Origin of the sequence: Streptomyces zagrosensis (assembly GCF_014203645.1) — a bacterium.
Classification (GTDB): domain Bacteria; phylum Actinomycetota; class Actinomycetes; order Streptomycetales; family Streptomycetaceae; genus Streptomyces; species Streptomyces zagrosensis.
On sequence record NZ_JACHJL010000010.1, the window covers coordinates 293,860 to 320,148 of the forward strand.

The window sequence follows — 26,289 nt, forward strand, 5'->3', positions numbered from 1 at the left end:
CGGAATTGGCCGGGGGTGTGCCGGGTTTGGCCCATACTGACCGCGCCCCCTGTCCCACCCCCCGCCCGCTGGGCAAAGAACCGGCCGCGCGAAAATCGCCCCGCCCCGCGCCATGAGGCGACGGTGCGGGGCGTGCCGCATTGCGGGCCGTTGTGCCGTTTCCCGCCGGCGGTGGCGCGGGGCAGGCTCAGACCCCGTGTCGCTCGCGTCCGGTGCGCCAGTCCGCGACCACGTGCTCGGGGTCGAGGGGAACTAGGTTGAGCGGCGGGCCCTCGGGCGGTCGGGCCAGTGCCCCGCGAATCTTCTCGTTGATCTCCGTGATGATCCGCCGCACCACGCGCTCGGACGGGGCCTTGGCCGCCGCCTCCAGCGCGTCCTCCACCTCCTTGCGCAGCACCAGGCTGGGTGGCAGGAAGGAGATGTGTTCGCGCGCCATCTTCTCCTTGATCCACCAGGACTCGTCGTAGGGCGCGGTCGGGCGGTCGAGCGGCTTTCCGAAGCCAGGCAGTTTCTCGAACTCCCCGCGCTCGGCAGCCTCTCGGATCTGTTTATCGACAAAGCTCTCGAAGCTGACACCGGGCGGCTTACGCTCTGTCATGGTGCGGCTCTCCCTCATCCGGGCCACGGCGGGTGGCGTACTACCAGACGCACAACCGAGGGTAAGAGATGCCCACCGGCCGCCGGCAGCCGGGCAGGGAAAGCGCCGCATCCGCACCTTCACCCAGAAACCCCACCGGATGCCGCTTCCACGGTCACCACTCCGCGAGCTCCGCCCGGATCGCGCCCGTGTGCTGGCCGAGCGCCTGTGCCGCGCCCATCCGCATGCGCCAGCAGCGCATGGGCGGTGAACTCGGCGAGGCAGGCAGGCAGACAGACAGACAGACAGACAGAATCTAGGTGAGCTCGACATCGCCCGGTTGTCGTCGCGCGAAGTCACCGCCCGGCCGCTCGACCTTGATGACTCGGGCCCCAGATCAGCGTGCCACGGCTTGGTGACTGGCCGCGGTACACAGCGATGGCCGCGCTGGTCATCGCCGGTGCGGTGGCCGGCGGCCGGGCGCTGCGCACAGCGGGCACCGGGCCGCCGGGTGGTCCGGTGCGTCAGCAGCGGGGCGCGGCAACCACCGTGGGGTCCTGATGCGCCACAGGGGCCGGCTGCCCCACGGGAGCCGGGGTGGGCGGGTGGTGGAGAGTCACGCGAGGGGCGGGCGCCGCCAGCGCTGTTGGCGGCGTTGACGGTGCCGGCGAGAGCGCTGCGGGCAGTATCGATGGCTGCGGCGCCGCAGCGGTCGTGGCCTTGCCCCGGCGCGTCATGCCCACGCCGACCAGCACGACTGCCATGCCCGCGATCACCCGTACGCTCAAGGGTTCATCCAGGACAACCGCTCCAAGGCCGACCGAGACCACCGGCAGCAGATAGCCCACGGTGGCCGCGTTGGTGGCGCCTTCGTCGGCGATGATGCGGTACGTGAGGTGGAAGGTGACGCCGGTGGCGACGACCCCCAGCACCACGGCCGCGACCAGCGCCTTCGGGGCCAACTCAAGATGCTCCAGGCCGCCCGTCGGCACGGTGAGCACCGTCAGACCGGTGGCCGCGATGAGCTGCGCCGTGGACAGCGCGAGGGTAGGTGTGCCCTTGCCGACGAGGTGGCGCCCCATGTAGGTGAAGGCGATGGCGTAGCTCGCGGCGGCCCCAAGGATGGCCAGTGCGCCCCAGCTCACAAGCCCCGCTTGCCGCCACGGTGCGAAGATCAGCACAATGCCGGCGAAGCCGAGCAACAGCCCGCCCAGCCGCACCGGCCGCAGCCCGCGCTCGGTGCCGATGGTCACGCCGATCAGCAGGGACCATAGCGGAGTGGTCGCATTCAGCACCCCGGCCAGGCCCGAATCGATGGTCTGCTGGCCCAGGCTGAACAGGGCGAACGGCAGCGCATTGCAAAAGAACGCCGCGACGAACAGGTGTCGCCATATCGTCCGGCCGCGCGGCAGCCGCACGCGCATCGAGGCACACAGCCCCAGGAGCAGAAGCGCCCCCAGCGCGCAGCGGGTCAGCGTGACCTGGACGGGCGACAGCCCCTCCAGCGCCAGCTTGATCCACAAGAAGGTCGATCCCCACAACAGGGCCAGCACACCGACGCGTGCACCCGCCCAACTCATCCCGCGTTCACCGCTGCTCACCCTGCATCTCCTCCGTCCGGTCGCCGTCGTTCGTAAGAAACGATCCCGCACCCAATACGACAGGACAAGCGCAAAGTTGAACACGTACCATTAAGCTGTCCTACATGTTGGATGTGAGACGTATGCAGGTGCTTCGCGCGGTGGTCACCAGCGGATCGGTCACCGCGGCGGCGGCCAACCTCGGGTACACCCCGTCCGCCGTCAGTCAGCAGGTCGCGGCCCTGGAGAAGCAGGCAGGGACCGCCCTTTTGGAACGCGTGGGCCGCGGCGTGCGGCCTACGGCCGCCGGCCGGCTACTGACCGAGCACGCGGCCATCATCAGCAAGAACCTCGCCGAGGCGGAGACGGCGCTGGCCGATCTGCGAGCCGGACGTACCGGCCGGCTGATCGTCCGCTACTTCGCCACCGCGGGCGCCGTGCTCGTCGCGCCCGCCCTGGCTGAACTGCGCCGCGAACACCCAGGTGTGCGGATCGAGTTGAAGCTCATCGAACCTGATGATCCGCTGCCCGAGGTGGAGCAGGGCAGCGCCGATCTGGCCATCGTGGTGCGACCGCGCGATCGGCTCCGCGACGGCGTCCGCCTGGTGCGGCTCCTTGACGACCCGTACGACGCGGTGCTGCCCATCGGGCACCCGCTGGCGGCCGAACCCGTACTCGACCTCGCCAAGCTCGCCGATGATCCGTGGGTGGGCAGCGAGCCGCCCGGTCCCTGTCTTGAGCCGGTGCTCGACGCCTGTGCCGCCGCCGGATTCAGCCCGGACTTCGTGGTGGAGAGCGAGGACTACGCCACCGCTCAGGGCTTCGTCGCCGCGGGCCTTGGCGTTGGGCTGATGCCGCGCATGGGGCTGCGAAACCGCCACCCGGGCGTCACGGTGCGCCCGGTTCGCAACCCGGAACCGGTACGGGCGATCTACGCCGCAGTACGAGAGGTATCACTGGCCCAGCCCGCGCTGCACGGCCTGCTGGACGCGCTACGCGCCGCCGCCAGCACACCCCACCTCACCGGGCAGCCCTGCACGCCGGAAGCCAGCGCCAACTAGCCACACGCTGCACCAGGTCAACCCATGGGTCGGTGGCGACGCCAGGTCGCCGCCGGGGGACCCCACAGGCCCGCACGCTCCCCCACGGCCCAGGAGCGCCAGGCCGGCACGCCCCTCGCGGGTACGCCACCTGGGGCGTGACTGCGCGGTCAGCGTTGCTACGTGGCCAGTGCCGCTACGTGGCCAGCGTTGGTACGGAGCCAGTGCTGCTACGTGACCAGTGCCTGGGTGACGACGCGCTCGCACAGTTCGTGCGTGCGCAGTGCGTCCTGCGCGTCGAGAAACCGCCCGGCGCGCACGGCGTCCAGGAAGGACAGGGTGATCTGCTCAATGCCCCGCTGCCGTGCGACCGGCACCCAGTCGCCCCGGCGGCGCACGCTCGGCTGACCCTTGTGGTCCACGATGTCGGCGAGGTTGAGCACCTGGCGCTTGGTGCCCTCGCCGGAGACCTCCAGGATCTCTTCGGTGGAGCCGCTCATCCGGTTCATGGTGCCAACCGCTGAGAAACCGTCGCCGGAGAGCTGAAGCAGCACATGGTGCATCAGCCCGTTCCGGATCTTCGCGCGAACGTCGATGTGCTCGATCGGCCCAGGCGCCAGGAAGCGCAGGGTGTCAACGACATGGATGAAGTCGTCCAGTACCAATGTGCGCGGGTCCTCGGCGAGGCCGACCCGGTTCTTCTGCATCAGGATCAGATCGCGCGGATGGTCGGCACACTGGGCGTAACCGGGCGCGTAACGGCGGTTGAAGCCCACCATCAGGCTGACTGCGCGCTTCGCCGCGAGAGCAACGATGCGCTGGCTGTCGGCAAGTTCGTAGGCGATCGGCTTGTCCACGTACGTGGGCACCCCGGCCTCGACCAGGCGCGTGACGATCTCGGCGTGTGCGCCGGTCGGTGCGTGCACGAACGCCGCGTCAAGTCCGGCCGCCAACAATGAGTCCAGATGCGGATGGCGCTGCGCGGCGGGGATACGCAGCGCGTCGCCGACGCTGTGCAAGGTGGCTGGGGTACGCGTCGTCAGATGCGGCTCGACACCCGGCTGAGCGGCGATGACCGGTAGATACGCCTTGCGCGCGATGTCTCCCAGGCCAATGCAGCCAACCTTCACAGACCCTCCCTCATCCACGCGCCCACCGCGCGCCTCGCCTGCGCCGGTATGGCGGCGCTCCCGTGCCCCTGCGGCGACAGCATCCGGTACCGCTGTTACTGCTGTGCCGCTGTGCTCGGGCAGCATACGTGCTGGGGGCAGACCGCTGACCAGCGCATCACCCCTGTCGCGGGGCACCGACCGGGCCCCTCGCGCGCTGCGGCTGCGCCCCGGGGGCCGCCTCGGGCCACTGGCCGTGTGTCCCTCCCGCACCGCCGCGAAAGGCGGATAATGCGTGGCCCGCCGCGTACCGGCGGACCATGATGGCCGCTATGACTACGACCGATATCTCTGCGACCGCCTCCTCCGTAGCCCGCGCGGACCGCCGCGAACCCCCGCTGATCGCGGAGGAACGCAGCATGCTGGAGGGTTGGCTCGACTATCACCGGGAGACGCTGGCCCTCAAGTGCGAGGGCCTGACCACGGCCCAGTTGCGCGAGGCGTCCACGCCGCCCTCCGACCTCTCACTGCTCGGCCTCGTACGGCATATGACCGATGTGGAACGCAACTGGTTTCGCCGCGTCCTGTCCGCCGAGGACGCCCCGCCGCTGTATTGGTCCACCGAGGCCCCGGACGGCGATTTCGAGGTGGCCGATGCCGATCCCCAGGAGAGCATGGCCGCCTGGCGTGCCGAGATAACGCTCGCCCGAGAGGCGGCTGCGGGCCGCACCCTCGATGACACCGCTTCTCGACGGGATGAGACGTTCAGCCTGCGCTGGATCTACATCCACATGATCGAGGAGTACGCGCGGCACAACGGCCACGCGGACCTGATCCGGCAGCGGATCGACGGCGCGACTGGCGAGTAGGGTCACGGCTGGTCGTGGCCATGTCACGGCCGCGGCCGATGCTCCGGCGGCGGCGCGTGTTCGTCCGGTGCACCGGACAGCCGCAGTTCCATCCGCCCGATCGCCGCGCGCACCCCGTTGCCGTACGGGTCGTCCGCTAGCACCCCAGACGCCGCCTTGGCCAAGTCGAGTTGGGCCCGGGCCGCGTCCGGGCGGCCGAGTTTGACGTAGTCGGCGGCAAGGTTGAGGTGCAGCGATGGGTAGAACCCGCGCACCGCCGCTACTCTCTCCTGCCGCATGGCTTGCGCCTGCTCCTCGCCCAGTTGGCCGCCTTCCTCACCGGGCGCCCCCGCATCGCCAGTCGGCCCCAGCGCCTCCCCCAGCGGCGCCCCGGCGTGGTCTGTCGGCAGGTGCAGTTCGGGCTCGGCTACGGGCCGCGCGGCACGCTCCGCCGCGTCACCCGAGCGCGCTGCGTGCCCTTCGCCCACTGCTTCTTCCGATGTGCTCGCTTCCTCGCCTCGCCCCCTCATCAGCCGATCAGCGGCGGTCAAGGCCCGTAGGTCCCAGGCCAGTTCGTCGGCCGGGTCGTCCTGGGTGTCGGCCAGATAGTGCGCCAACGTGCAGTGGTGCAGCGCATCGCCGTCCGCGCCGATCTCCTGCCATAGCTCCCCGAGGCGGTTCCTCGCCTCTTCGCGGTCACCGCCTCTGTGCAGCATCACCGCCTGCCCGATCCGGGTCAGCATGGCGTCCGACGACGCCTCCTCCTGCTGCTTGGCCACCATGGCCTCCCATCTGTCGCCCCGATGTTCCCCGTGGTCGGCCCGACGCTAACCGCAGCCACCAGCGATCCGGCTCAGGCGCCAGCGAGAGGCCGGGATGGGCCAGGAGCCGACCCGACCGGCGAACACGCGGCCGAATGCAGTCCCGGGCCCGAGCCGAGTAGCCCTCGGGCCCAGGCATCGGCCACGTCCGGGCGGCTCCGCCGCCGGATAAGGAGCGGCCCGCGGCACCCCGGACCCTGCACCCCGCACCCCGCACCCCGCACCCCGCACCCCGCACGAGCGTCCGCTAGCTACGCGCCCAGATGGGGTATCCGCCAGTCGATCGGCTGGTGGCCCTGCGCCGCGACCGCACCGTTGATCTGTGTGAACGGTTTGGAGCCGAAGAACAGCCGAGCGGACAGCGGCGAGGGGTGCGCGCCCTGCACCACGGCGTGCCGCTCGGTGTCGATCAGCGGCAGCTTCTTCTTGGCGTAGTTCCCCCAGAGCACAAAGACGGCCGGGTCGGGCCGGGCGTTCACGGCCCGGATCACCGCATCGGTGAAGGTCTCCCACCCCTTGCCCTTATGGGAGTTGGCCTCACCTGACCGCACCGTCAGCACCGCGTTCAACAGCAGCACGCCCTGCTGGGCCCAAGGCATCAAATAGCCGTTGTCGGGAATGGGGTGGCCAAGCTCATCGTGCATTTCCTTGTAGATGTTCCGCAGCGAGGGCGGGGTCTTGACGCCTGGGCGCACCGAAAAGCACAGCCCGTGTCCCTGCCCCTCACCGTGGTACGGGTCCTGTCCGAGGATCAGCACCTTCACCTGGTCGTACGGGGTGGCATCCAGCGCGGCGAACACCTCATCGCGCGGCGGGTACACGGGGCCGCGCGCCCGCTCCTCCTCGACGAACTCGGTGAGCTGCGGGAAGTACGGTTTGAGCAGCTCGTCGCCCAGGGCGTCTTGCCAGGACTCGGGCAGCATGTCGGTCACTTGGGTGTTCCTTTGGTCCGTTCGGGCTTGACGGTTACGAACGTACCCCCGGCCACTGACATTGGCCGCCGCGCACCGCTCCCTCGCCCAGCGCCTCGCTGCCCGCGCCCCCGCTCGTACGCTCAACCGCGTCCAACGCGGGAGGCCCGGGCGCTGGTTCGTGCGAACCAGCGCCCGGGGTAACTCCGCCATCACCGCTTTCGCGGACCGTACTCAACGCGCCGGCCGGCGTCTGGGCACCGCGCGTCAGACGCCCGCGTTGAGGAACAGGCCACCGTCCACGATCAGCGTCTGGCCGGTGACCCAGGCCGAGTCGTCCGACAACAGGAAGGCGGCAGCGCCCCCGATGTCCTTCGGCACGCCGAGCCGCCCCAGCGGGTAGGCCGCCGCAGCCTCTTCCTCACGGCCCTCGTACAGCGCGGCGGCGAACTTCGTCTTAACCACCGCGGGGGCGATGGAATTCACCCGTACCAGCGGCGCCATCTCGTGCGCGAGTTGCAGCGTGAGGTTGACCATCGCGGCCTTGCTCATGCCGTACGCGCCGATGAAAGGGGACGGCGCAACGCCGGCGATGGACGCGATGTTCACGATCGCGCCGCCGTTCTCCTTCTGCCATGCCTTGTACGTCTGCTGAGCGAAGCCCAGGGCTGAGATCACGTTGGTCTCGAAAACCTTCCGCACCACTCCGAGATCGAGTTCGGCGATCGGCCCGAAGACCGGGTTGGTGCCGGCGTTGTTGACCAGGAAGTCAACCCGGCCGAACGTCTCCATCACGCGCGCCACGGCAACGGCCTGATGCGCCTCGTCGTGGGCCTTGCCCGCAACGCCGATCACCCGGCTCGCGCCCTCGCCTCCGGGCGCCGCGGCACCCAGCGCCTCGACGGCCTCCTGGAGCGCGCCCTCGTTGCGCCCCGTGACACACACTCGATCGCCACGCGCCACCAGGGCCTCGGCCACGCCGTAGCCAATGCCACGGCTGCCACCCGTGATTAGGGCGACCTTGCCGCTGTCCGCTGTCGTCATGAGCTGCCTTCCCTCACGTTTGCCTCGCACTTTCCCGGTCAGTTGAGCGGGCCGCCGGCCACGTACAGGACCTGGCCCGAGACGAACCCTGCCTGCTCACCGGTGAAGAACGCGATGGCGTTCGCGATGTCACCGGGCTCGCCCACCCGCTGCACCGGAATTTGGGTGGCCGCGGCGGCCTGGAAGTCCTCGAAGTCCATGCCGACTCGGGCGGCCGTCTCAACGGTCATGTCGGTCGCGATGAAGCCGGGGGCGACGGCGTTGGCGGTGACGCCGAACTTGCCCAGTTCGATGGCGAGGGTCTTGGTGAAGCCCTGCAAACCGGCCTTGACCGCCGAGTAGTTGGCCTGGCCCCGGTTGCCGAGCGCGGAACTGCTGGAGAGGTTGACGATACGGCCGAACTTCGCATCCACCATGTGCTTCTGGCAGGCGCGCGACATCAAGAACGCGCCCCGCAGATGCACGTTCATGACCGTGTCCCAGTCGGTGTCGCTCATCTTGAACAGCAGGTTGTCGCGTAGCACGCCCGCATTGTTCACCAAGATCACCGGGGCGCCGAGCTCCTCGGCGACCCGCCCCACAGCGGCTTCCACCTGGGCCGAGTCGGAGACGTCACAACTGACGGCCAGCGCCGTGCCGCCCGCTGCCGTGATCGTCTCCACAGTGCCCTGGCAGGCCGACGCATCGAGGTCGAGTACGGCGACGGCGCGGCCATCGGCGGCCAGGCGCACAGCGGTGGCCGCGCCGATGCCGCGGGCCGCGCCCGTCACGATGGCGACGCGCTGCTCGGTGGTGGACATGCGGGTTCTCCTCGCCTCGGAAGCGTCGCCCGCGTCCGGTGCCGGCCCCCGACCCGAAAGCTGAGCAACCGCTTAGTAGCCTCAGTAGACGAGACGCTAGAAGCCTGGCCACCGCCTGTCAACGGGGTGCCCGATCAGCGCACCAGCAGGTCGAGCAGCCGGTCGGCCTCCGCCTCCGCGTCCACGGTCAGCCCGGTGTGTACCGGGCCGGGCTGGACGACCGTACTGCGCGGCGCGACTAGCCATCGGAATCGGCGCCCGGCAGCATCACCCGCCGCCTGCCCGGCCTGCGCACCGCCGTGGCAGACGCTCTCGACGGCGCGTAGGGCGGCCCGCACGCCTTCGACGTCCACCGCCGGGTCCAGCGCCCGCAGTCGGTCCTCATCGAGATGGGTCCGCGCCGCAACCAACGAGCGTGCGTGGCAGTACAGGACGACGCCCGCGTTGATCGACTCGCCGCGCTCCATCCGGGGCACGATACGCAGCAGTGCGTACTCGAAGACATCGCGACCGTTGTGCAGACCAGTCACTTCGCGGCCTTCCCTTCGGTCCACACGCGCAGCCAAGCGGGTGCCTGAGTGGCTGCCTGCGCGGTCGGCGGACCGAGCGTGATCCGTTCGTGAAGGTTCTCCACCCGTCCGAGCAGGCTCTCCACATACGCGGCACGCAACCGGTCGGGCCCATCCGACCCCTCGAAGCCCGGCTCATCAAGCAGCCACACGTCGGGCACATCAGCGGCAACCTCGGTCAACAGGTCCCGGGTGACCTTGGGGGCGAGCGTCTTCGCCGCAGCCGTGATGTCGGGGCCGAAGGGGGCCAGGACGTGGTCGGACGCGTCGTAGGGCTTGGCCGCGGCCCGCCCGGCGGTGGGCCAGTTGTGCTGCCAGATCATGGTCGCCCCGTGGTCGATGAGCCACAGCTCTCCGTGCCAGACCAGGAGATTGGGGTTGCGCCAGGAGCGATCGACGTTGCTGATCAGCGCGTCGAACCACACCACGCGCCCAGCATCCACCGGGTCCACCGCGAAGGCGAGCGGGTCGAAACCGATCGAGCCAGGCAGATAGTCCATGCCCAGGTTCAGCCCACCACTGGCCTTGAGGAGTTCCTGCACCTCCTGGTCCGGCTCGGCCAGGCCGATCACCGGATCGAGCTGCATCTGCACCAGCTCCGGAACACGCAACCCCAGACGCCTACCGAGCTGACCGCAGATCACCTCGGCGATCAACGTCTTACGGCCCTGTCCGGCGCCGGTGAACTTCATGACGTACGTACCGAGATCGTCGGCCTCGACGATCCCGGGGAGCGAGCCACCCTCACGCAAGGGTGTGACATAGCGGGTCGCGGTGACTTCTGTCAGCATTTTCCCAGGCCACCCGACACTTTAGCTTTACAAACCACGGTCAACTCCAAGAACGCTCGCGCGGGAGACCCGGCCACGATCAGCCCCGGGGAGAATCTGGGGAGTTTCGATTGTCACGCTAATCGCCCTGCCTCCCGAGCAGTCCGTCGATCGCGGTACGCCCCTTGCTCCCGGCATCCAGCATGAAGTGAGCATAGTAACTGAGTGTGACAGTCGGCGAGGAGTGCCCGAGCCACCGCGCCAACGTCACCACGGACTCTCCCGCCTCCAACATGATTGAGGCGTAGGTGTGACGCGGCACATGGAAGCCGTCCTTCGGTGCCGCTTCCCACTGCCACGGCTTCGCGCCCTCGGCGCGCGGCGGGATGATGCCGGCCGCGGCAAGCGCGGGCTTCCACGTGTAGGTGTTCCACGTGTTCACGGCGATGGCGTTGCTGAAGCGCGTGGTGAGCACGAGGGAAGACGTCCTTGTCGGTCTGCCCGCCCCCGGCCTCTCCCATGGAAGCTCCACCTCGACGGGCGGGAACTCCTTGCCGTGACGCTTCAGCTCCTCAGCGACCGATGAGGGCATGTCAACTACGCGCGTCTTCGCGCCCTTCGGCAGGGCGAAGTACGATCTCCCGCTGACTGTCTGCGCCCGGCGGCGGACATGAAGCACGCCCCTCGCATAGTCGATGCCCTCCGGGCTAAGGCCGAACACTTCGCCCTGCCGAAGGCCGCACCCCAGTCCGAGCACGACGGCTATCCGATTCCGTGGGCTGATCACTTCCCGGACCCGAACGGCCGTCGCCAGCAACCACGCCTCTCGACGTTCCTGCGACGCCTTGGGCCACCGCACCGACTTGGCACGCATGGGGTTCCTGGCGAGCCGCTTGTCATCAAAGGCCGCCTCTAGAATGCTGGACAGCTCGGACAAGATGCCCCGCCGGTAGTCGACCGAGGATACGGTGACCTCCAACTTCGCTATGTACGCGCGCAGCTCTGCCGGCGTAACGCTCTTAAGCGATAGTTGGCCCAGATGCGGGACGATGTGAAGCCGGGCTCTCCGCTCCTGGCTCTGCTGGGTCTTCGGAGCACCTCCCCTGCCCGGCGCCCAGTCCAATGCGATGTAATCGGCCCGCGTGATGGATCCGTCACGCGGGTCGCGAACTCCCCGCGCTCCTCGTCTGTGGCAGCCCGGCGAAGCCAAGCTTTGGCGTCCTCCAGGATCTCGAAGGAACGATCCCGGATTCCGGGGATACCCGCGACGGGGCTTCACCCTTGATCGTGAACACCGGTTGCTATGCGGCGGTGGCCGGCGTAGTTGATCGCTGTTCGTAAGCGATCGGGCTGATCTGGCCGAGGCGGGAGTGCCTTCGGCGGGTGTGGTGGCGAGTCGCCCATCGGAAGACGGCGAGCCGGGCCTCGTAGGCCCCGTTCCACCGTTGCCTGCCCTGGAGCGTCTCGCGTTTCATGGTCGCGTTGAGCGATTCCGCAGCGGCGTTGTCCGCGCTCGTGCCCACCGCGCCGCGCGATCTGATCACGCCGAGGTCCCCGTAGACCTGGGCGAACTCCTTCGAGACGTATTGCGCCCCGTTGTCGCTGTGGAAGAAGGCCCCGCGCAGGCCGCCGGCCCCCCGGGCCGAGGCCCGCGGCCTTGAGCGCGTCGGTGACCAGTTCCGTGCGCATGTGGCCGGCAATCGACCAGCCCGCCAGGCGTTTGGAGCACAGGTCCAACACCGTTGCCAGATACAGGAATTGGCCGTTGCCCACCGGGAGGTAAGTTATGTCGCCGACGTAGCGGCTGTTCGGTGTGGTCGCGGTGGAGTCGCGCTGCAGGCGATCTTGCACCGGTGTCGCCGAGGGCTCGGGGGCGGTGGTGCGGACCTTCTTGCGCAGGTGGAACCCGACGATGTGGAACTTCCGCATGACGCGTGCCACCCGCTTGTGATTGACGCGCTCGCCGCAGTCCCGGAGCTCGGCGGTGACGCGCAGAGCCCCGTAGGAGCCGTCAGACTCCAGGTGGATTTCGGTGATCCGCTCGGCGAGCTCGGCATCGCCCCGTGCCCGGCCGGCTGCGCTTGCGCGCCGGCCAGGTGCCGGTAGAAGCCGGAACGCGAGACTTCAGCATCCGGCACAGCCGCTTGACGCCGAAGGCGCCACGATGATCGTCGACGAACTGGAAGCGGCTGCTCACCAGCTGGTCTCGGCCGCAAAATACTTGGCGGCCCTCCGCAGGATCTCCCGCCCGAGCTCAAGTTCCTTCACCCGCGCCCGCAGCTGCCGGTTCTCCTTCTCCATCGCGGTGGCCTCCACGGCCCCGGGCCGGGGCGGCCTACTCGGCGTCCCGCACCCACGTACGCAGCCTCTCGTGGGCGACGCCCACGTCCTTGGCCACCGACGCGTACGTCCCACCCAGGCTGGCGTGGTACATCGCGACGCCATCGGCTCGGAACTCAGATGAGTACTTCGACGTCCCCAACGGGAACTCCTGTCCTATGGATCTTCACGATCCAAAGATCAGGGTGTCCACGATCAAGGGGTAGCGCCCGTCCGGCCTGAGAGACACCCCGACGAGAACCAGCCAACCCGCCTGATCACGCGTTGACGTTGCCAACACGCCTCCTTACGGTGGTTTCTTGTAGGGCGGGGGAACATGGGGGATGACAGACCGTGCAGCGGAAAGACACCGGCGAACCCGGCCGGACCGTCACAGCGCGCGGCCTGCTGCTCGATGCTGAGGACGCCTTTCTGTGTGCGGAGTTCCGTCTCGTACGGCCGCTTCTCCAGCGGTTCAAGAATGAGTTCGGCACCTCCGACACCGACGACACCACGATGCGTTACGCCGTACTCCGCGCCGCACTGGCCGCTCGTGCGGGGAACTGGCCGGAGGCAGCCCGATGGTGCCCTGACCGAGACGACCTGGACTGTGCGGACACCGGCGTCGTCCACTCCCTTGCGGTGAGTGCCCTGCGTAGGCTGAGCGAAGAGGAGCGGCACGCCGAAGCCAATACCGCCGCGCTCGCTATCGTCCTGTGGGCACACCTCCTGGACGAGGAGAATCTGGGCGAGTTCCACGGGCTCCTCAGCCAACGGCGCGACACCCCCATACCCGAGGAGCTCTGGGAGGAAGCCCGCCACCATCTGCACGGACGCGTCACCGACCTGCTGCACGCCTTGGACGTCCGAGCCGGCCGCGACGCCCTCGCCGCCTGGAGGACGGCCTGGGAGGCCGAGTGCGACGGACTCGGCCCTGTCGTCGTCCCCTCGGCCGCCGCCCCCGACGGTCTCATCCCCCTCGGGCTCGCCGCCGCTCATCTCGTACGGCATGGCCGCCGTATCGACCTCCTCGATGCCTACACCGCGCGCCATCCCGACACGACCGCTTGGACCGTGGACGCCCCCGACCACCGTGCTTGCGCCGACGCGCTGGCCCAGGCTCTGGCGGGGCGGGCCCAGGACCGGGAACGGGCCGGTGAGTGGATCTCGGCGCTCTCGGACTTCAGCACGGCGGCGCGGCTCGGACGCAGCCTCGGGGCCAAGGAGCAGGAGGCCGTACTGCGCGCCGCAGCGAACGTGGGGCGGACTTTCACCGGTCGCGGTAACTCAACCGTCACTCGGATCCAGGGCCTCGACCTGGCCCATGCCCTCCTGCCACAGCACACTTCTGTGGCGGCCGAGTTGACTGCCGAGCTGGTGAGTCAGGGCCAGCAGGTCTTCAAGAGCGACCCGGCGCAGAGCCGTCGGCGTTTCGCGCGCGCCCTGGACGTGACGCCCGGGGACCCGGGCGCCCGGTCGGGCCTTGACGACCACCTGAGAGCGGACCTCGATCGGGGGGACAAGCTCTGTGCCGCCGATGTGCAGGGTCTGCTCGGACGCCACCCGGAGTGCGTACCTGCCCGGAAGTGGCTCGGGGACCACTACGCGGAACTGGCGATGACCGCCACCTCCGCCCCCGACACCGACGGCACCCGCACCACCCTGGAGCGCCGTGTCGAACTACTGAGCATGGCCGTGGACATCGCGGGCGCTGCCCGGACCAGTCAGGTCAGAGAGCAGCTGGACACCGCCGTTCTCCTGCTCGCGGAGAACTTGGAAGCCACTGCGTCCCCCTCGGACGTCATCGAGCTGTTTCTCCGGGATCTTATGCGGACCGGTGTGAGTGCCCGTTTCGATCAGACCGTGGAATCCGCCTACCTAAACCGCGCCCGGGAGCGCGAGCAGGTCGGCGATCCGGGTGGGGCGCAGCGCGACCGGGTGTGCGCTAAGCGGATCGGCGCCAGGTTGCCCGCCCAGGGACTGCTCTTCGGCCCGAGCCCCGGGCCTCGCTCCGCCAGGCACGGTCATGACGACACCGAACAGGAAGCTCTCTTTTGACCACCAACACATCCGCCACCCCGAACGGTGGTGACAGTGCGCTCCCCCCGATCCCCTGGCTCGGCCCCACGCTTCACGAACTCGTGCCCGGCATCGCGCCAGGCACCCGCCCCCTGCCCCTGCGCAGACAGGCGGCACAAGCACTGGCCAAGGCCCGACAGGATTCGCTCAGGCACGGGCTCATCAAGCGCGCCGACCAAGCCTCTCGCGGTCCCGTCGCCGCACTCGTCGCCGAAATGCTCACCCCGCCCTTGCCCCCGCAAGCCTCCAAGGAGCGTCCGTGACCGAGCCCGCACCGGCCGCGGCCACCGGCCCGCCGTCCGAACTCGACAAGCTGCGGCGCCGGGTCGAGGCGTTGTCCCGCAAGCGCGACGAGGCTGAGGCCCGATTGCGCGACCTGCTGACCGCGCTGCTGCCACTGGACGATGTCCTCACCGACACAAGCCGACGAGCCGGTGCCCTGCACGAGGTGCGGTCCCCGCGTGAGTCGGTCTCGGCAGCGATCGCGCTGAGTGAGCAGGCCGACGCGGCGCACCGGATGCTGCGCCGCGAGTTGGCCCAGCACGACGTTATCCCGGTGGACGTGGTGGGCCGGGTCGTCGATCCGGCGGAGATGTGCGTCGTCGGCACGGAACCGCACCCGACCTGGCCGGAAGGCACGGTACTCGGGGAGAAGCTCACCGGCTTCCGCCTGGGCGGCGCCGTCCTGCGGGCCCCGCGGGTGGTCATCGCCGTGCCTGGACAGGCACCGGAACCCGAGCCCGAATCCTCGGTCACGATCGCCGCCTCAGGAAGCAGGCGGGCGCAGCCGCAGCGCACCACCCGCTCTCAACGACGCGGCCTGCCACGCAAGCCCTCGGCCGGGCACGGACGCCGCTCCCGCCGTACCTGACGGGCGCCGTACCGCCCCGTTCGCCTCCGACGCTCCATGACGATCAGGAAGCACTCTGCCATGCACCGGACTCTCGGTATCGACCTCGGCACCACCAACTCCGTCACGGCCTGGCTGCACGACGGCGTCCCCGCCGTCCTGCCCAACCGGCACGGTGATCCGGCCACCCCGTCCGCCCTTGGAATCGACTCCCGAGGCGCCTTGCTGGTGGGACAGGAGGCCCTCAACTGGCGTGCGGGGGACCCGCGTTCCGTCATTACCGAGGTCAAGCGGCTGATCGGGCGGCGCTGGGACGACGACCTCGTACAACAAGCGCTCGTCACGCGTCCGGGCGACGCGCCGCCGGTGCGGGCCGGAGCCGACGGCTCGGTGGAGATCCGGCTCGGCGAGCACTACCTCTCCCCCGTGCAGGTCTCCGCCATCCTGCTGCGACGACTCAAGAAGGATGCCGAGGACTCGGCGGGAGTGCCGTTCCAGCGTGCGGTGATCACAGTGCCGGCGTACTTCGCCGAGCCGCAGACCCATGCGGTGCGGGAAGCCGGGCGGCTGGCCGGTTTCCACGTAGCGCGGATCGTGGAGGAACCAACCGCCGCCGCACACGCCTTCGGTATCAGGTCGGGCGAGAACGGGACCCCGGACTACGCCACCTTGCTCGTCTTCGACCTGGGCGGCGGCACCTTCGACGTATCCCTGCTGACGATCGGCCCCGGCTACTTCTCGGTGGACAAGCTGGGCGGGGACAATCTCCTCGGCGGTGCGGACTTCGACGCACTGCTGGACTCCTACCTTCGTGCGCGGCTCGACGGGCGCGATCACAGCGGCGAAGGTGACTCCTCCCGCATCCGGGCCGCCGCCGAGCGCGTGAAGGTCGAACTGTCCGCGCAGGACGCCTACGACGTGACGCTCGCACCGCTCGGTACCCAGGGCGGATCCTGGTCAGGGACGGTACGGCGCACCGACTTCGAGGAGCTCCTCACCGAGCACCTGAGCAGGATGCGGGACACGGTCGGGTCGGTGCTGACGGACAGCGGCTCGCTGCCCGAGGACATCCAGCGAGTCCTCCTGGTCGGCGGCTCCACTCGCATCCCCGCCGTCCGGCGTGACCTTCAGACGCTCTTCGGTGAGGACACGGTCTCGGACGCGGTGGACCCCATGATGGCCGTCGCCCATGGGGCCGCCGTGGAGGCCGGTCTCCTCGACAGTCTCGACTGCCCTGCCGAGAGTTGCACGATCGATGGCATCCCCGTGGCCGAGGACGCCTGCCCGTCCTGTGACGCCCCGCTCCTCGGCGCCGCCATGGTGGACTGCCCGGGCTGCCACGTCCCCGCCGCCGAACTCACCACCGTCTGTCCCGTATGCACGACGGATCTGTCCGGGCTGCGGGCGGTCACCCCAGCGGCCGTCCGCACGGAGTGCCCGGAATGCGGTCGCGCGGACAATCCCGCCTCCGCGACCGTGTGCCTCGACTGCGACACGCCACTGGACGTGGGAGGACTGAAATGCCCCGGCTGCGCCATGGTCAACGTCCCCGGTCTCAGCAACTGCTCGTTCTGCGGCGGCGACTTCGGCACCGCGCTTCCCCAGCAGGTCACGGCCCAGCACATCGGCCTTGAGCTGGACGACGGCGCCCTCAAGGTCCTCTTCCCCGGCGGCACCCACTACCCGACCGAATGGCACCGGATCGACGACCTCGCGGTACGCAGCGACAACGGCGCATCCGTGCGCTTCCAACTCTGGGAAGGACCGCACCTGCGCTCGGCGCAGCGCAACGAGTTCTGCGGGAGCTTCGTTGACGAACGCACCGAGGGACTCCGCGGAGAGGTGCCGCTCACCGTTCAGGCGAGGCTCGATGCCGACCGGACCATCGCCTTGCAGTATCGCCTCGGCTCCGGCGACTGGCGAGGCGCGGAGCTCCGCCGCAGCTTGGTCTCCACAGGTGCAGGCAGGAAGGCAGCCGAACTCCACAACCGGTACGCGCGCTTCCTGGCCGACTTCAAGCACGGTCTGGCCACCGCCGAACTCGACGCCCTCACCGAGGCCCAGGCCGACTTGGCGGCGCTGGCCAAGGGAGAGACCGTGGGTCGTTCCCTGGACGGGCTCCTAAAATCCGCCCGTACCACCTTGGACCTGTGCACACGGGCCCGAAGTGCCTACGCGCAGGCGAGCATCGCTCCTCGGAGCGGGCGCGGGCTGCTGCCGCCGCCGCTCCTGGAAGAACTGCGGGAAGCCGCCGAAGCGGTCATGGACGCACGTAAGGCCATGGACCTCGACGCCATGCGGGCGAACACCGACCGCTTGGAGGACCTCTGGACCGGCATCGATCCAGAGGTCCGGACCTCCCTCGTGACCATCCGGCTGGCCGAACAGAACGCCTACCCGGCGACCCTGCGAAAGGAGATCGTGACCGCCCGCGACGAGCTGCGCAGTGCGGTGGAACGTGGCGATCAGGCGGCTCAGGACGCACAGCTCGTGCGGCTCGTGGGCCTCGCCAAGGCAGGCAGCGGCCAGTTCGCGGACGTGACCACCCCACCGTCTGTGGGAAGCGTGCTGCCGACGAAGCGGTGACGGCTCTCGAAAGCCGTTGTTCACCAACCCAGAGTCCATTGACGGTGTCAACAGGCAGAGTAGAGGCATGTCGCACCCCGAGTTCCTTCCCGGCACTCCTGAGTTGCGCATCAAGCTCCCCAAGGGCGGTGAGGCGCGCGGGCATCTGCTGGCCGAGTTCGGCGGCAACGGCACGCACAAGTTCCTGCTGCGGGAGGGCTGCCTGGTGGCCGCCGAGACCTGGCCCGGACTCGGCGACCACGCCCGCCGCAACCGCGCGGATCTGCGCGCGAGCGGCGGCCTCGCCGACGTGACGGCCGACCCCAACCTGCCACCGGACCAACGACGGTTCAGGGCGACCCGGGACATCGAGTGCAACTCCCCCTCAGCCGCCGCCGCGCTCGTGTACGGCTACGATGCCTCCGGCCCGGAGTCGTGGCGCACCGCGGAGGGTCACCCGCTCGCTGACTATCTCTCCACCGGTTGGCGTGCCTCGCGCAAGGCATGGCTGGTGCGCGGCTGTCCGCCCCGCGCGAGCGGAGGTGTTCCGCCGCGCTCGCTTTGTTCGGGATTTCCCCACAAGTCCGCTCCGCGCGAGCGGAGGTGTTCCGGTCCCGCAGACACATGCGTGGCGAGACGATATGTCTGCTCCGCGCGAGCCTGACGCCAGTCGCCTTCAGCGCTCGGCCTGGTCTGGCCAACGGTCTACCGGAGTTGCGCCCGGCGGAGCCCGGACCTGGTGTGGACCAGGCTCCATCGCATCCTTCTCGACGAACTCGGCGCTCGCGGCGAGCTGAACTGGTCGCGGTCCGCCATCAAACCCGTCAGCCCTAGGGCCACAAATAGGGAGCCACTGACCGAACCGAATACGACCGACCGCCGCAAGAACGGACCGAAATCCACCTGATCACGGACCGGAACGATCTGCCCTTGTCGCCGGGTATCCCCTGCGCCAACATGCACGACAGCCTCGGCCTGAAGCCACTGGTGCGCCGCACCCCGCCGATCCGTTCCCGACGCGACCCGCGTCGCCGCAGACCATCTAAGCCTCACGCCGACAAGGGATACGAGTACGACCACCTGCGCCGATGGCTAGGCAGGCAGGGCATTCGCCACCGCACCGCCCGCAAAGGCATCAAATTCTCACAGCGGCTGGGCCGCCATCGCTAGACCGAGAGAACAGTGTCCTGGCTGGCCGGATACCGTCGCCTGCACCCCCGCTACGAACGCAAGGCCGAGTTCCTCGCTTACGTTGGCATAGCCGCAGCCCTCAACAGCTACCGCAGACTCACCAACTGAAGCGACGTTTCAGCTTCTCCCTGTCGATCCAGTGGACGCCGTGCCGGATACCCCACGCCATGGCATCGCGGGGGAAACTCGTTGGTGACGACGACAGCATGATCGGCTTCGCTGACGTCCGACCGTCCCTTTCACGGCGTACATCACCGACGAGTCCGCCTGCCCGCCAACGGGGGTCTGCTTGGCCTGCACCACGATCCGGCCGCGCCACAGATGGTCACCGAAGACATCGACGGCCCGCTCGCCACCGCCGCCCACTCCCCGGGCCGACCCGCCGTCGCGAACCAGCAGATCCCGCAGGGCACACTCGAAGCGACGGTCATCCATGACCTCGAACTCCGCGAGCATGATCCGGAAAGTGGACCTGCTGCTCGTCCTGCCTACGCCGAGCGTCTTGTGCCGCTCGCATCTCGATCTCTCCAAGGACCGCAACCAGGGTTTCTTCGACTGTCCGGGTCTTCCGATTTCGCCAGCGGCCAGGCCGGTCGGTCAGGCCGGTCGGTCGGTCAGGCCGGTCGGTCGGTCAGGCCATGAGCGAGCTTCGCGACAAGGCGACAGGAGCGGTCGGGAGCCGTGGACTGCGCCCGGCATACGCGCGTCCCGTCGGCATCCAGCACGAATCCAGCACGGTACGGATATGAGGGGTGATGACAGGTGACGAGAGGTCAGAAAAGTCAGCACCTATCCAGCACGGTAAAAAATTAATGGGCCCGACTCCGAAGAGTCGAGCCCCTCCTGACCTGCACGTTTGCCAGATCAGCGACGTGGCGATATGTCACCCGCTACACATTGAAGGAGAACGCGACGACTTGGATGAGTGCTTGCGATGGGCCGGGCCCCGGGGCTGGCGCGCTGTCCATGGTCAGCATGTGCTTGCCGACTTGGTTGTGAACGAGGGCTTTCGTGCTGTGTCCGATCCTCATGTGTGCGGGTTGTGCGCGTCTCAGACGCGCCACTGGTCGGCGTGCTCGGCGATGAACTCCTTGATCGTGCGCGGCGAACGCCCCGTGACCTTCTCGACGGTGTCGCTAACCGCGGCGAACGTCCCGTCGTGCACCCGGCCGAACATGTCGCCGACGACCTCGGCCAGCCACGGATCGGCTCCGGTGAGGGTCTCCGACAGCGGCGGGATCACGGCGGTGACCTCGGCGCTGATCGCGGCGGAGATGTCCGCCGCGATGGCGATGGTGGTGACCGCCTCCGGGCCGGTCACGGTGTAGGCCTTGCCGTGGTGGGTGGCGGGGTCCACGATCGCCTGCACGGCGACGGCCGCGATGTCGCGGGTGTCGGCCCAGGCGATCGGCGCGCCGTCAGTGGACAGGCCGATCGTCCGCTCGAGGCGGATCGCGTTGAGGAAGTAGCGTGGATCGGTCAGCACCTGCTGAAACCACGACGGGCGGAGGATCGTCCAGAGGCTCGCGTTGCCGGTGACGGCGGCTTCGACCCGCCGCACCCAGCCGTCGGCAGCGACCCGCTCCGCGCCCTGCTCGGAGACGAGGACAACGTGAGCGCCCGGTGCGGCGGCGATGAGCTGCGTGATCAGCTCAGGGGCGTCCTGGACGTCCGGGCGTCCGAGGTAGATCGCATCCACCCCGTCCAGCGCCTTGTACCAGTTCGACTGGTCCCGCCAGTCGAAGGCGACCGTTGTCGGCTCCAGTGAGTTCTGCGAGGACCCGCCGCGGACCTCGGTGTCACCGCGTTCGGCGAGTTGCGCCACCACTTCGCGGCCGGTCTTTCCGCGGGCTCCGGTGACAAAGACGGTTCGGGTCATGTTGATCGGTCCTTCTCAAGCTGAATGGTTGATCGAAGATTCGCTTTGCGCGGGCATGGCGCCGGGTCACCGCGATGAGTTCGACTCGCGGGCAATCCGACGCCATGCCTCTGTGGCCTTGCCATGTCCTCTGGCGCGAGGGCTACTTGGCCTTAGGCCGCGACGGCAGTGGGCGATACCGCCTCGTCCACTCCTGCCAAGTGGGGCTCGGCGAGGGTGTCGTACACCAGATGAACGGTGGCGTCGGTGATGCCGCAGAACTCGGGGTGCGCGGAGACGACGAGTGCGTGCATGATCTGGTTTCCTTCGGATGGGAGATCGGTCAGCGAGGACGGTTCTACGCGAGGCGGACGAGCATCTTGCCGGTGTTGGCACCGCGCAGCAGGGCCAGGAAGGCGGCGGGCGCCTGGTCGATGCCTTCGATCACCGTCTCCTCGGTGTACAGGGAGCCGTCGGCGAGCCAGCTGATCGCCTGGGGGATGTACTCGCCGAACAGGTGGAGGTAGGAGGTGATGAGCATGCCGCGCAGGTTGAGTTCCTTGGTGTAGGCCTGGAAGAGGTTGCCGGGCCCGGGCACCGGCTCGTTGTAGCCGCTGATCGCGCCGACCAGCGCGATCCGTCCGCCAGGACGGGCCGCACCGATCGCCGCCTCCAGGTGCGAGCCGCCGACATTGTCGAGGTAGACGTCGATGCCCTCGGGAGCGGCTTCGGCGAGTTGCGCGGGCAGCGCCCCGGCCTTGTAGTCGATCGCCGCGTCGTAACCGAAGTCGGCGATGAGCCGCTTGCCCTTCTCCGGCCCGCCTGCCGAGCCGATCACCCGGCTCGCGCCGAGCTTGCGGGCGATCTGCCCGGCGATGCTGCCGACCGCCCCGGCCGCACCGGAGATGAAGACCACGTCGCCTTCCTTGACCGGGGCCACCTGGGTGAGCGCCGTGTAGGCGGTGAGGCCCGTCGTGCCCAGCGCTCCCAGGAAGGCCTGGGCGGGAACGAGCGTCGGGTCGATGACCGTGGCGGCAGCGGCGTCCACCACCGCGTACTCCCGCCAGCCCAGGAAGTGGACGACCGTCGCACCGACCGGAATGTCCGCCGAGCGGGACTCGACGACTTCACCGACCGCGCTGCCGTCCAGCGCCGCACCGAGCGGGAACGGCGGGATGTAGGACTCGACGTCGTCCATCCGGCCCCGCATGTACGGGTCCACCGAGAGCCAGGTGTTACGTACCAGGACCTGCCCTTCTCCCGGCTCCGGGATCGCGGTTTCGACCAGCTTGAAGTCAGACAGTGCGGGCTCTCCGGCGGGACGGGAGACGAGGTGGATTTCGCGGTTCACGGACATGATTTCTTCCTCCTGAGTTCTGGCGCTCTTCAGCGCACGGGCCCACCAGACGAGTTGGTCGAGCAGGTTTCGAGCGGCCGTGCTGCAGCGCTCTGGTTCAAGGGGACGGCCGGCTTCGGTGAAGCAGCCGCGGTGGTCGTGGAAAATGACGGTGTCGCGGACGGTCATCGCCTGCAGGTCGGCGAAGACCAAACGGAGTTGCTCGACCGCCCGCAGGCCGCCGGACTCGTCGCCGTAGGAGACGAAGGCGACCGGCTTGGCCTTCCATTCGTCCCGATACCAGTCGATGGCGTTCTTCAGGGAGGCCGGGAAGCTGCGGTTGGGCGTCACGATGACGAAGGCGTCGGCCTCCGCCAGCCACGGCGCCAGATCTTGCACCGACTGCGGCACCCGGCCGCCGATCACAGGTAGTGCCTCCGGCAGGCAGGCCTCGGCCAAATCGATGATGTCGACCTCGATGTCATCGCGCTGACCGGCCTGGCCGGCGAACCACACGGCCGCGGTAGTGCCGACTCCGTCCTGCCCGATGATGATCGCTACCCGCAGGCTGTCCTTGCTCATTTCCAACCCCCTCTCGACCTCGTGGGCACCACTGTGCCGAGGACCGCGCACGATCCGCTGGGGGTATTCGCACGGTCCGATATCGTGGCTCGGATACGATTCGGGGTGCTTGGTCCGCTGGCCGTCTGGACGAGTGACGGAAAGCCGGTGAGAGTCCCTGAACTTAAGGTCAGGGCGTTGCTGGCCGACCTGCTCATGCATCAGGGAAGGCCGGTTTCTGCAGACCGGCTCGTCGATGATCTATGGGGTGAGGAGCCACCCGGGAACCCGTCCAACACCCTGCAGACCAAGGTCTCCCAGCTGCGGCGGGCGCTGGAGAAGGCGGAGCCCGGGAGTCGTGATCTTGTGGCGCTCCGACCGGCGGGCTATCTGATGGAGATTGCACCGGACGCGCTGGACGTGGGCAGGTTCGCCGCTCTGACGGCGCAGGCCCGGTCGACCGAGGACGCTCAGGCCAGAGCAGGGCTGCTGGCCGACGCGCTCGTGCTCTGGCGGGGCCCGGCATTCGCCGACTTCCGGGACGAGGAGTTCAGTCAGGCCGCGATCGCGTTGCTGGAAGAGCAGCGGCTGACGTGTCTCGAAGAGCAGGCAGAGGTACGGCTTGAGCTCGGCGAACACGGCATGCTCGCCGACGAGCTCGGTGATCTGGTCGCGCAGCATCCGCTCAGGGAGCGGCTGCGAGCGGCGCACCTGCGTGCCCTCTACCGTGCGGGACGGCAGAACGAGGCGCTCGCCAGCTTCAGTGATCTTCGGGAGCAGCTGGCCGGGGAGCTGGGCCTGGAGCCCTGCCCTGACCTTGCCGCGCTACACCAGGCGATCCTGGAACAGGACCCGGCACTGGCTCCGGTGCCCGCTCCGGCCACGTCGGCGGCCCGGCCTCGGACCAACCTGCCCGCACCGGTCACCTCGCTGATCGGCCGGGAGGGGTCAGTGGCGCGGGTGCGCAAGTTGCTGGACGAGGCCCGGCTGGTCACGCTGACCGGGCCCGGTGGAGTCGGCAAGACCCGGCTAGCGCTGGAGACCGCCGGGCAGATGAGCTTCTCGGACGGGGTGTGGCTGGTCGAGCTGGCCGGGCAGACCCTGGACGTCGCCGAAGTCGTGGCCGCCGTGCTCGGGATTCGCGATGACACCGCGACCGGGTCACGTCCTGGGGTGGCACCTGCCTCGCTGGGCGAGCGGCTGGCGGACGCGCTGGGTGGCCAGGAACTGCTGCTCGTCCTGGACAACTGCGAGCATGTGATCGATGCGGTGGCCGAGCTGGCCGAGCTGCTGCTGCAGCGGGTTCCTGGGCTCCGCATCCTGGCCACCAGCCAAGAGGCACTCGCCATCACCGGTGAGTACCTCGAAGTGGTTCCTTCGCTGCCCGAGGCCGCTGCCGCGGAGCTGTTCATCGCGCGTGCGTCGGGCTTCACGCCCGACGCTGAGGACTCTCTCGCGATCGCCTCGATCTGCCGTCGGCTGGACGGTCTTCCGCTGGCTTTGGAGCTGGCCGCGACCAAAGTCCGGGCTTTGGGGGTGCAGAAGCTGTCCTCGCGGTTGGACGACCGGTTCAAGGTGCTGACCGGCAAACGTGGCGGCCCAGACCGCCAGCAGACCCTCCGGGCGGTGATCGACTGGAGCTGGGAGCTGCTCACCGAACCGGAGCACATCGTGTTGCGGCGGCTGGCCGTCCATGCGGGCGGCTGCACGTTGGAAGCCGCCGAGCAGGTGTGCGCCGGACCTGATTTGGACGTCCTGGACCTGCTGACCCGGCTGGTCGACCGTTCGCTGGTCGTCTTCGCCGGCGGTCGCTATCGGCTGCTCGAATCGGTGGCGGCCTACTGCCGCGAACGTCTCCAAGAGGTTGGCGAGTTCGATCTGATCCAGCTGCGGCACGCCACTTTCTACACCGAGCTCGCCGAAGAGGCCGAGCCGCACCTGCGGGGCCGCGACCAGCGCAGATGGCTGCGGTTGCTGGACGCCGAGGCCGCCAACCTGCAGGGCGCGGCGCAGACGGAGCTCGCCGTGCGCCTGGTCAACGCGGCGTCCTGGTACTGGTTCCTGCGCGGACGCCACCGGGAGGCGCACAGGTCGCTGACCCTGGCCGGCTCCGAAGATCCCGTGACCCGCGCCTGGCACGCCGGATTCGCGATCCTCGTCGGTGACGGCACCGACCTCGGCCAGCACAGCCGCACGGCCTTGAGCGCCTTCGATGGAGTCGGCGCCCCCGAGCACCGGGCACGTGCGGAATGGTTCCTGGGCCTGGCCCATCTGCATTTCGGCGACGTGGCCACCGGCGCCGATCTGATCGGCAAGGCGCTGACGACCTTCCGGGCGCTGGACGACCGCTGGGGAGTGGCCGCCGCACTGGCCGGCCGGGCCAAGCTGGCCATGTTCCGAGGCGACCTTCCGGCGGCCGAACGCGACGGCACCCAGAGCATCGCCCTCTTCGAGGACATCGGCGACCGCTGGGGTCTGCTTCAAGCCTCGGACATGCTCGGCTACCTGGCCGAGGTGACCGGCGACTACGACCGCGCGTCCCGGCTGCATCGCGAGGGCCTGCGCATCGCCGAGGAACTCCACCTGTGGACGGACGTCTCCTACCGGCTTTCCAGCCTCGGCCGGATCACGCTGCTCACCGGCGACTTCGCCAGATCCAAGGAGTTCCACGAGCGCGGCATGCGCCTGGCCGCAGAGCAGTCCAACCAGTTCGCCGAAGAGTTCGCCCGAGTCGGCCTCGCCCTCGGCGCCCGCCGCCAAGGCGACCTCGACCTGGCCGAGACCCAACTCCGCGACTCGCTGGCATGGAACCGGCGCCTCGAAGCCGACTTCGGCGTCCCTTTCTACGGCGTCACCCTGCTCCTCGCCGAACTCGGCTTCATCGCCGAACTCCGCGGCGACCTCCCCCGCGCCCGCTCGCTCCACCAGGAAGGCCTCGCCGCAGCCCGCAAGATCGACGACCCACGAGCGATCGCGCTGGCCCTCGAAGGCATGGCCGGTGCCCAAACGGCCGCCGCCGAAACAGCCCGCCTCCTCGGAATGGCGACCACACTCCGCGAATCCATCGGAGCTCCACTGCCCCCAGCAGAACGCGGCGACACAGACCGCATCTCCGCCCGAGCCCGCAGCATCCTGGGGGAGAATGCCTACGCCGTCCACTACACCGAAGGCGCCGATCTCGGTCCAGCAGAACTTCCTTTCAGCGCAATGCCGACCAGGGCCGGCTAGCGCATGTACAGGCCCCCGGCCGGACCGCCGTCGAAGACCATCTCCATCTTGTTGCCGCCACGGGACGTGTCGTTGTCAGGGCTGCTTACCGCCCTCCCGCGCGTCTCCGCGATCGGGCTGCCCTCAGCTTCACCGGCAGCTGCAGGCCGCCCTCGACCAGGTCCGCGCGGGCCGCGCCAAGGTCCTGCTCACCGTGACCGTCCGAGGGACCGCGGTAGCTGTAGCTGCGGTTG

Annotated in this window: 22 protein-coding genes and 3 pseudogenes; 9 read left to right on the forward strand and 16 right to left on the reverse strand. The window is 69.0% G+C overall.

Annotated features, from left to right (window positions below; translation table 11 throughout):
- Positions 1 to 187 precede the first annotated feature (187 nt).
- Together FHS42_RS20435 and FHS42_RS20440 are read right to left on the reverse strand one after the other, a co-directional pair.
- A complete protein-coding gene (locus FHS42_RS20435) occupies positions 188 to 598 on the reverse strand; it encodes a DnaJ family domain-containing protein (RefSeq protein ID WP_184573953.1) in 411 nt (136 codons plus the stop codon).
- 503 nt (positions 599 to 1,101) lie between these two features.
- Positions 1,102 to 2,157, reverse strand: coding sequence for a DMT family transporter (locus FHS42_RS20440; protein ID WP_184574056.1), 1,056 nt, complete (start codon positions 2,155 to 2,157; stop codon positions 1,102 to 1,104).
- A gap of 125 nt (positions 2,158 to 2,282) precedes the next feature.
- Here FHS42_RS20440 and FHS42_RS20445 point away from each other — a divergent pair, with 125 nt between their 5' ends.
- Positions 2,283 to 3,218 (forward strand): LysR family transcriptional regulator, encoded by a 936-nt coding sequence (locus tag FHS42_RS20445; RefSeq protein WP_184573955.1) that lies wholly within the window; start codon positions 2,283 to 2,285, stop codon positions 3,216 to 3,218.
- Between the two features lie 209 nt (positions 3,219 to 3,427).
- Here FHS42_RS20445 and FHS42_RS20450 read toward each other — a convergent pair whose 3' ends face one another.
- Positions 3,428 to 4,327 carry a Gfo/Idh/MocA family protein gene (locus tag FHS42_RS20450; RefSeq protein WP_184573957.1) on the reverse strand — a complete coding sequence of 300 codons (900 nt, stop codon included), beginning with the start codon at positions 4,325 to 4,327 and terminating at the stop codon, positions 3,428 to 3,430.
- Between the two features lie 311 nt (positions 4,328 to 4,638).
- On the opposite strand from FHS42_RS20450, the gene FHS42_RS20455 reads away from it, so the two are divergent.
- Complete coding sequence (locus FHS42_RS20455; protein ID WP_184573959.1) at positions 4,639 to 5,175, forward strand: DinB family protein; 537 nt, start codon at positions 4,639 to 4,641, stop codon at positions 5,173 to 5,175.
- A 23-nt stretch (positions 5,176 to 5,198) separates the two neighbouring features.
- Here FHS42_RS20455 and FHS42_RS20460 read toward each other — a convergent pair whose 3' ends face one another.
- From FHS42_RS20460 to FHS42_RS20495, 8 genes and pseudogenes are all read right to left on the reverse strand, one after another.
- Complete coding sequence (locus FHS42_RS20460) at positions 5,199 to 5,936, reverse strand: hypothetical protein (protein WP_184573961.1); 738 nt, start codon at positions 5,934 to 5,936, stop codon at positions 5,199 to 5,201.
- A 290-nt stretch (positions 5,937 to 6,226) separates the two neighbouring features.
- The gene (gene ung, locus FHS42_RS20465) at positions 6,227 to 6,907 is read right to left on the reverse strand and encodes a uracil-DNA glycosylase (RefSeq protein WP_312866961.1); all 681 of its coding nucleotides are present in this window, start codon (positions 6,905 to 6,907) and stop codon (positions 6,227 to 6,229) included.
- 246 nt (positions 6,908 to 7,153) lie between these two features.
- A complete protein-coding gene (locus FHS42_RS20470) occupies positions 7,154 to 7,930 on the reverse strand; it encodes an SDR family oxidoreductase (RefSeq protein WP_184573963.1) in 777 nt (258 codons plus the stop codon).
- A gap of 38 nt (positions 7,931 to 7,968) precedes the next feature.
- Positions 7,969 to 8,730, reverse strand: a complete 762-nt coding sequence (gene fabG / locus FHS42_RS20475) for a 3-oxoacyl-ACP reductase FabG (protein ID WP_184573965.1) — start codon at positions 8,728 to 8,730, stop codon at positions 7,969 to 7,971.
- Between the two features lie 134 nt (positions 8,731 to 8,864).
- Positions 8,865 to 9,260: a DUF3037 domain-containing protein gene (locus FHS42_RS20480; RefSeq protein WP_184573967.1), complete on the reverse strand. Its 396-nt coding sequence runs from the start codon at positions 9,258 to 9,260 to the stop codon at positions 8,865 to 8,867.
- Positions 9,257 to 10,090, reverse strand: a complete 834-nt coding sequence (locus tag FHS42_RS20485; RefSeq protein ID WP_184573969.1) for a HipA family kinase — start codon at positions 10,088 to 10,090, stop codon at positions 9,257 to 9,259. Before FHS42_RS20485 ends, FHS42_RS20480 begins: the two co-directional genes overlap by 4 nt.
- Positions 10,091 to 10,208: 118 nt before the next feature.
- Positions 10,209 to 11,192 carry a tyrosine-type recombinase/integrase gene (locus tag FHS42_RS20490; protein ID WP_376772642.1) on the reverse strand — a complete coding sequence of 328 codons (984 nt, stop codon included), beginning with the start codon at positions 11,190 to 11,192 and terminating at the stop codon, positions 10,209 to 10,211.
- A gap of 178 nt (positions 11,193 to 11,370) precedes the next feature.
- Positions 11,371 to 12,551 (reverse strand): annotated as a pseudogene (locus FHS42_RS20495) (IS3 family transposase).
- 191 nt (positions 12,552 to 12,742) lie between these two features.
- Here FHS42_RS20495 and FHS42_RS20500 point away from each other — a divergent pair.
- The 6 genes and pseudogenes from FHS42_RS20500 to FHS42_RS37285 form a co-directional block, all read left to right on the forward strand.
- Positions 12,743 to 14,446: a hypothetical protein gene (locus tag FHS42_RS20500; RefSeq protein ID WP_184573971.1), complete on the forward strand. Its 1,704-nt coding sequence runs from the start codon at positions 12,743 to 12,745 to the stop codon at positions 14,444 to 14,446.
- Positions 14,443 to 14,730, forward strand: a complete 288-nt coding sequence (locus tag FHS42_RS20505; RefSeq protein ID WP_184573973.1) for a hypothetical protein — start codon at positions 14,443 to 14,445, stop codon at positions 14,728 to 14,730. The genes FHS42_RS20500 and FHS42_RS20505 overlap by 4 nt, the downstream gene beginning before the upstream one ends.
- Positions 14,727 to 15,338, forward strand: coding sequence for a nucleotide exchange factor GrpE (gene grpE, locus FHS42_RS20510; protein ID WP_184573975.1), 612 nt, complete (start codon positions 14,727 to 14,729; stop codon positions 15,336 to 15,338). The genes FHS42_RS20505 and grpE overlap by 4 nt, the downstream gene beginning before the upstream one ends.
- A 60-nt stretch (positions 15,339 to 15,398) precedes the next feature.
- Positions 15,399 to 17,903 carry an Hsp70 family protein gene (locus FHS42_RS20515; RefSeq protein ID WP_184573977.1) on the forward strand — a complete coding sequence of 835 codons (2,505 nt, stop codon included), beginning with the start codon at positions 15,399 to 15,401 and terminating at the stop codon, positions 17,901 to 17,903.
- A 67-nt stretch (positions 17,904 to 17,970) separates the two neighbouring features.
- A complete protein-coding gene (locus tag FHS42_RS20520; RefSeq protein ID WP_246495015.1) occupies positions 17,971 to 18,546 on the forward strand; it encodes a DUF4357 domain-containing protein in 576 nt (191 codons plus the stop codon).
- 3 nt (positions 18,547 to 18,549) lie between these two features.
- A pseudogene (locus tag FHS42_RS37285) lies at positions 18,550 to 19,181 on the forward strand (transposase); the annotation flags it as partial.
- A gap of 9 nt (positions 19,182 to 19,190) precedes the next feature.
- Here FHS42_RS37285 and FHS42_RS20525 read toward each other — a convergent pair.
- From FHS42_RS20525 to FHS42_RS37295, 5 genes and pseudogenes are all read right to left on the reverse strand, one after another.
- Positions 19,191 to 19,529, reverse strand: a complete 339-nt coding sequence (locus FHS42_RS20525; RefSeq protein ID WP_376772643.1) for a restriction endonuclease — start codon at positions 19,527 to 19,529, stop codon at positions 19,191 to 19,193.
- 595 nt (positions 19,530 to 20,124) lie between these two features.
- Entirely contained in the window at positions 20,125 to 20,952 is an 828-nt protein-coding gene (locus tag FHS42_RS20530; protein ID WP_184573979.1) for an NAD(P)H-binding protein, read from the reverse strand.
- A 152-nt stretch (positions 20,953 to 21,104) separates the two neighbouring features.
- Positions 21,105 to 21,245, reverse strand: coding sequence for a hypothetical protein (locus tag FHS42_RS20535; RefSeq protein WP_184573981.1), 141 nt, complete (start codon positions 21,243 to 21,245; stop codon positions 21,105 to 21,107).
- Between the two features lie 44 nt (positions 21,246 to 21,289).
- Positions 21,290 to 22,288 (reverse strand): NADP-dependent oxidoreductase, encoded by a 999-nt coding sequence (locus tag FHS42_RS37290; protein WP_246495072.1) that lies wholly within the window; start codon positions 22,286 to 22,288, stop codon positions 21,290 to 21,292.
- A gap of 150 nt (positions 22,289 to 22,438) precedes the next feature.
- A pseudogene (locus FHS42_RS37295) lies at positions 22,439 to 23,050 on the reverse strand (NADPH-dependent FMN reductase); the annotation flags it as partial.
- Here FHS42_RS37295 and FHS42_RS20545 point away from each other — a divergent pair.
- Complete coding sequence (locus FHS42_RS20545) at positions 22,943 to 26,056, forward strand: AfsR/SARP family transcriptional regulator (RefSeq protein ID WP_184574060.1); 3,114 nt, start codon at positions 22,943 to 22,945, stop codon at positions 26,054 to 26,056. The pseudogene FHS42_RS37295 and the gene FHS42_RS20545 overlap by 108 nt on opposite strands.
- Positions 26,057 to 26,289: the final 233 nt, after the last annotated feature.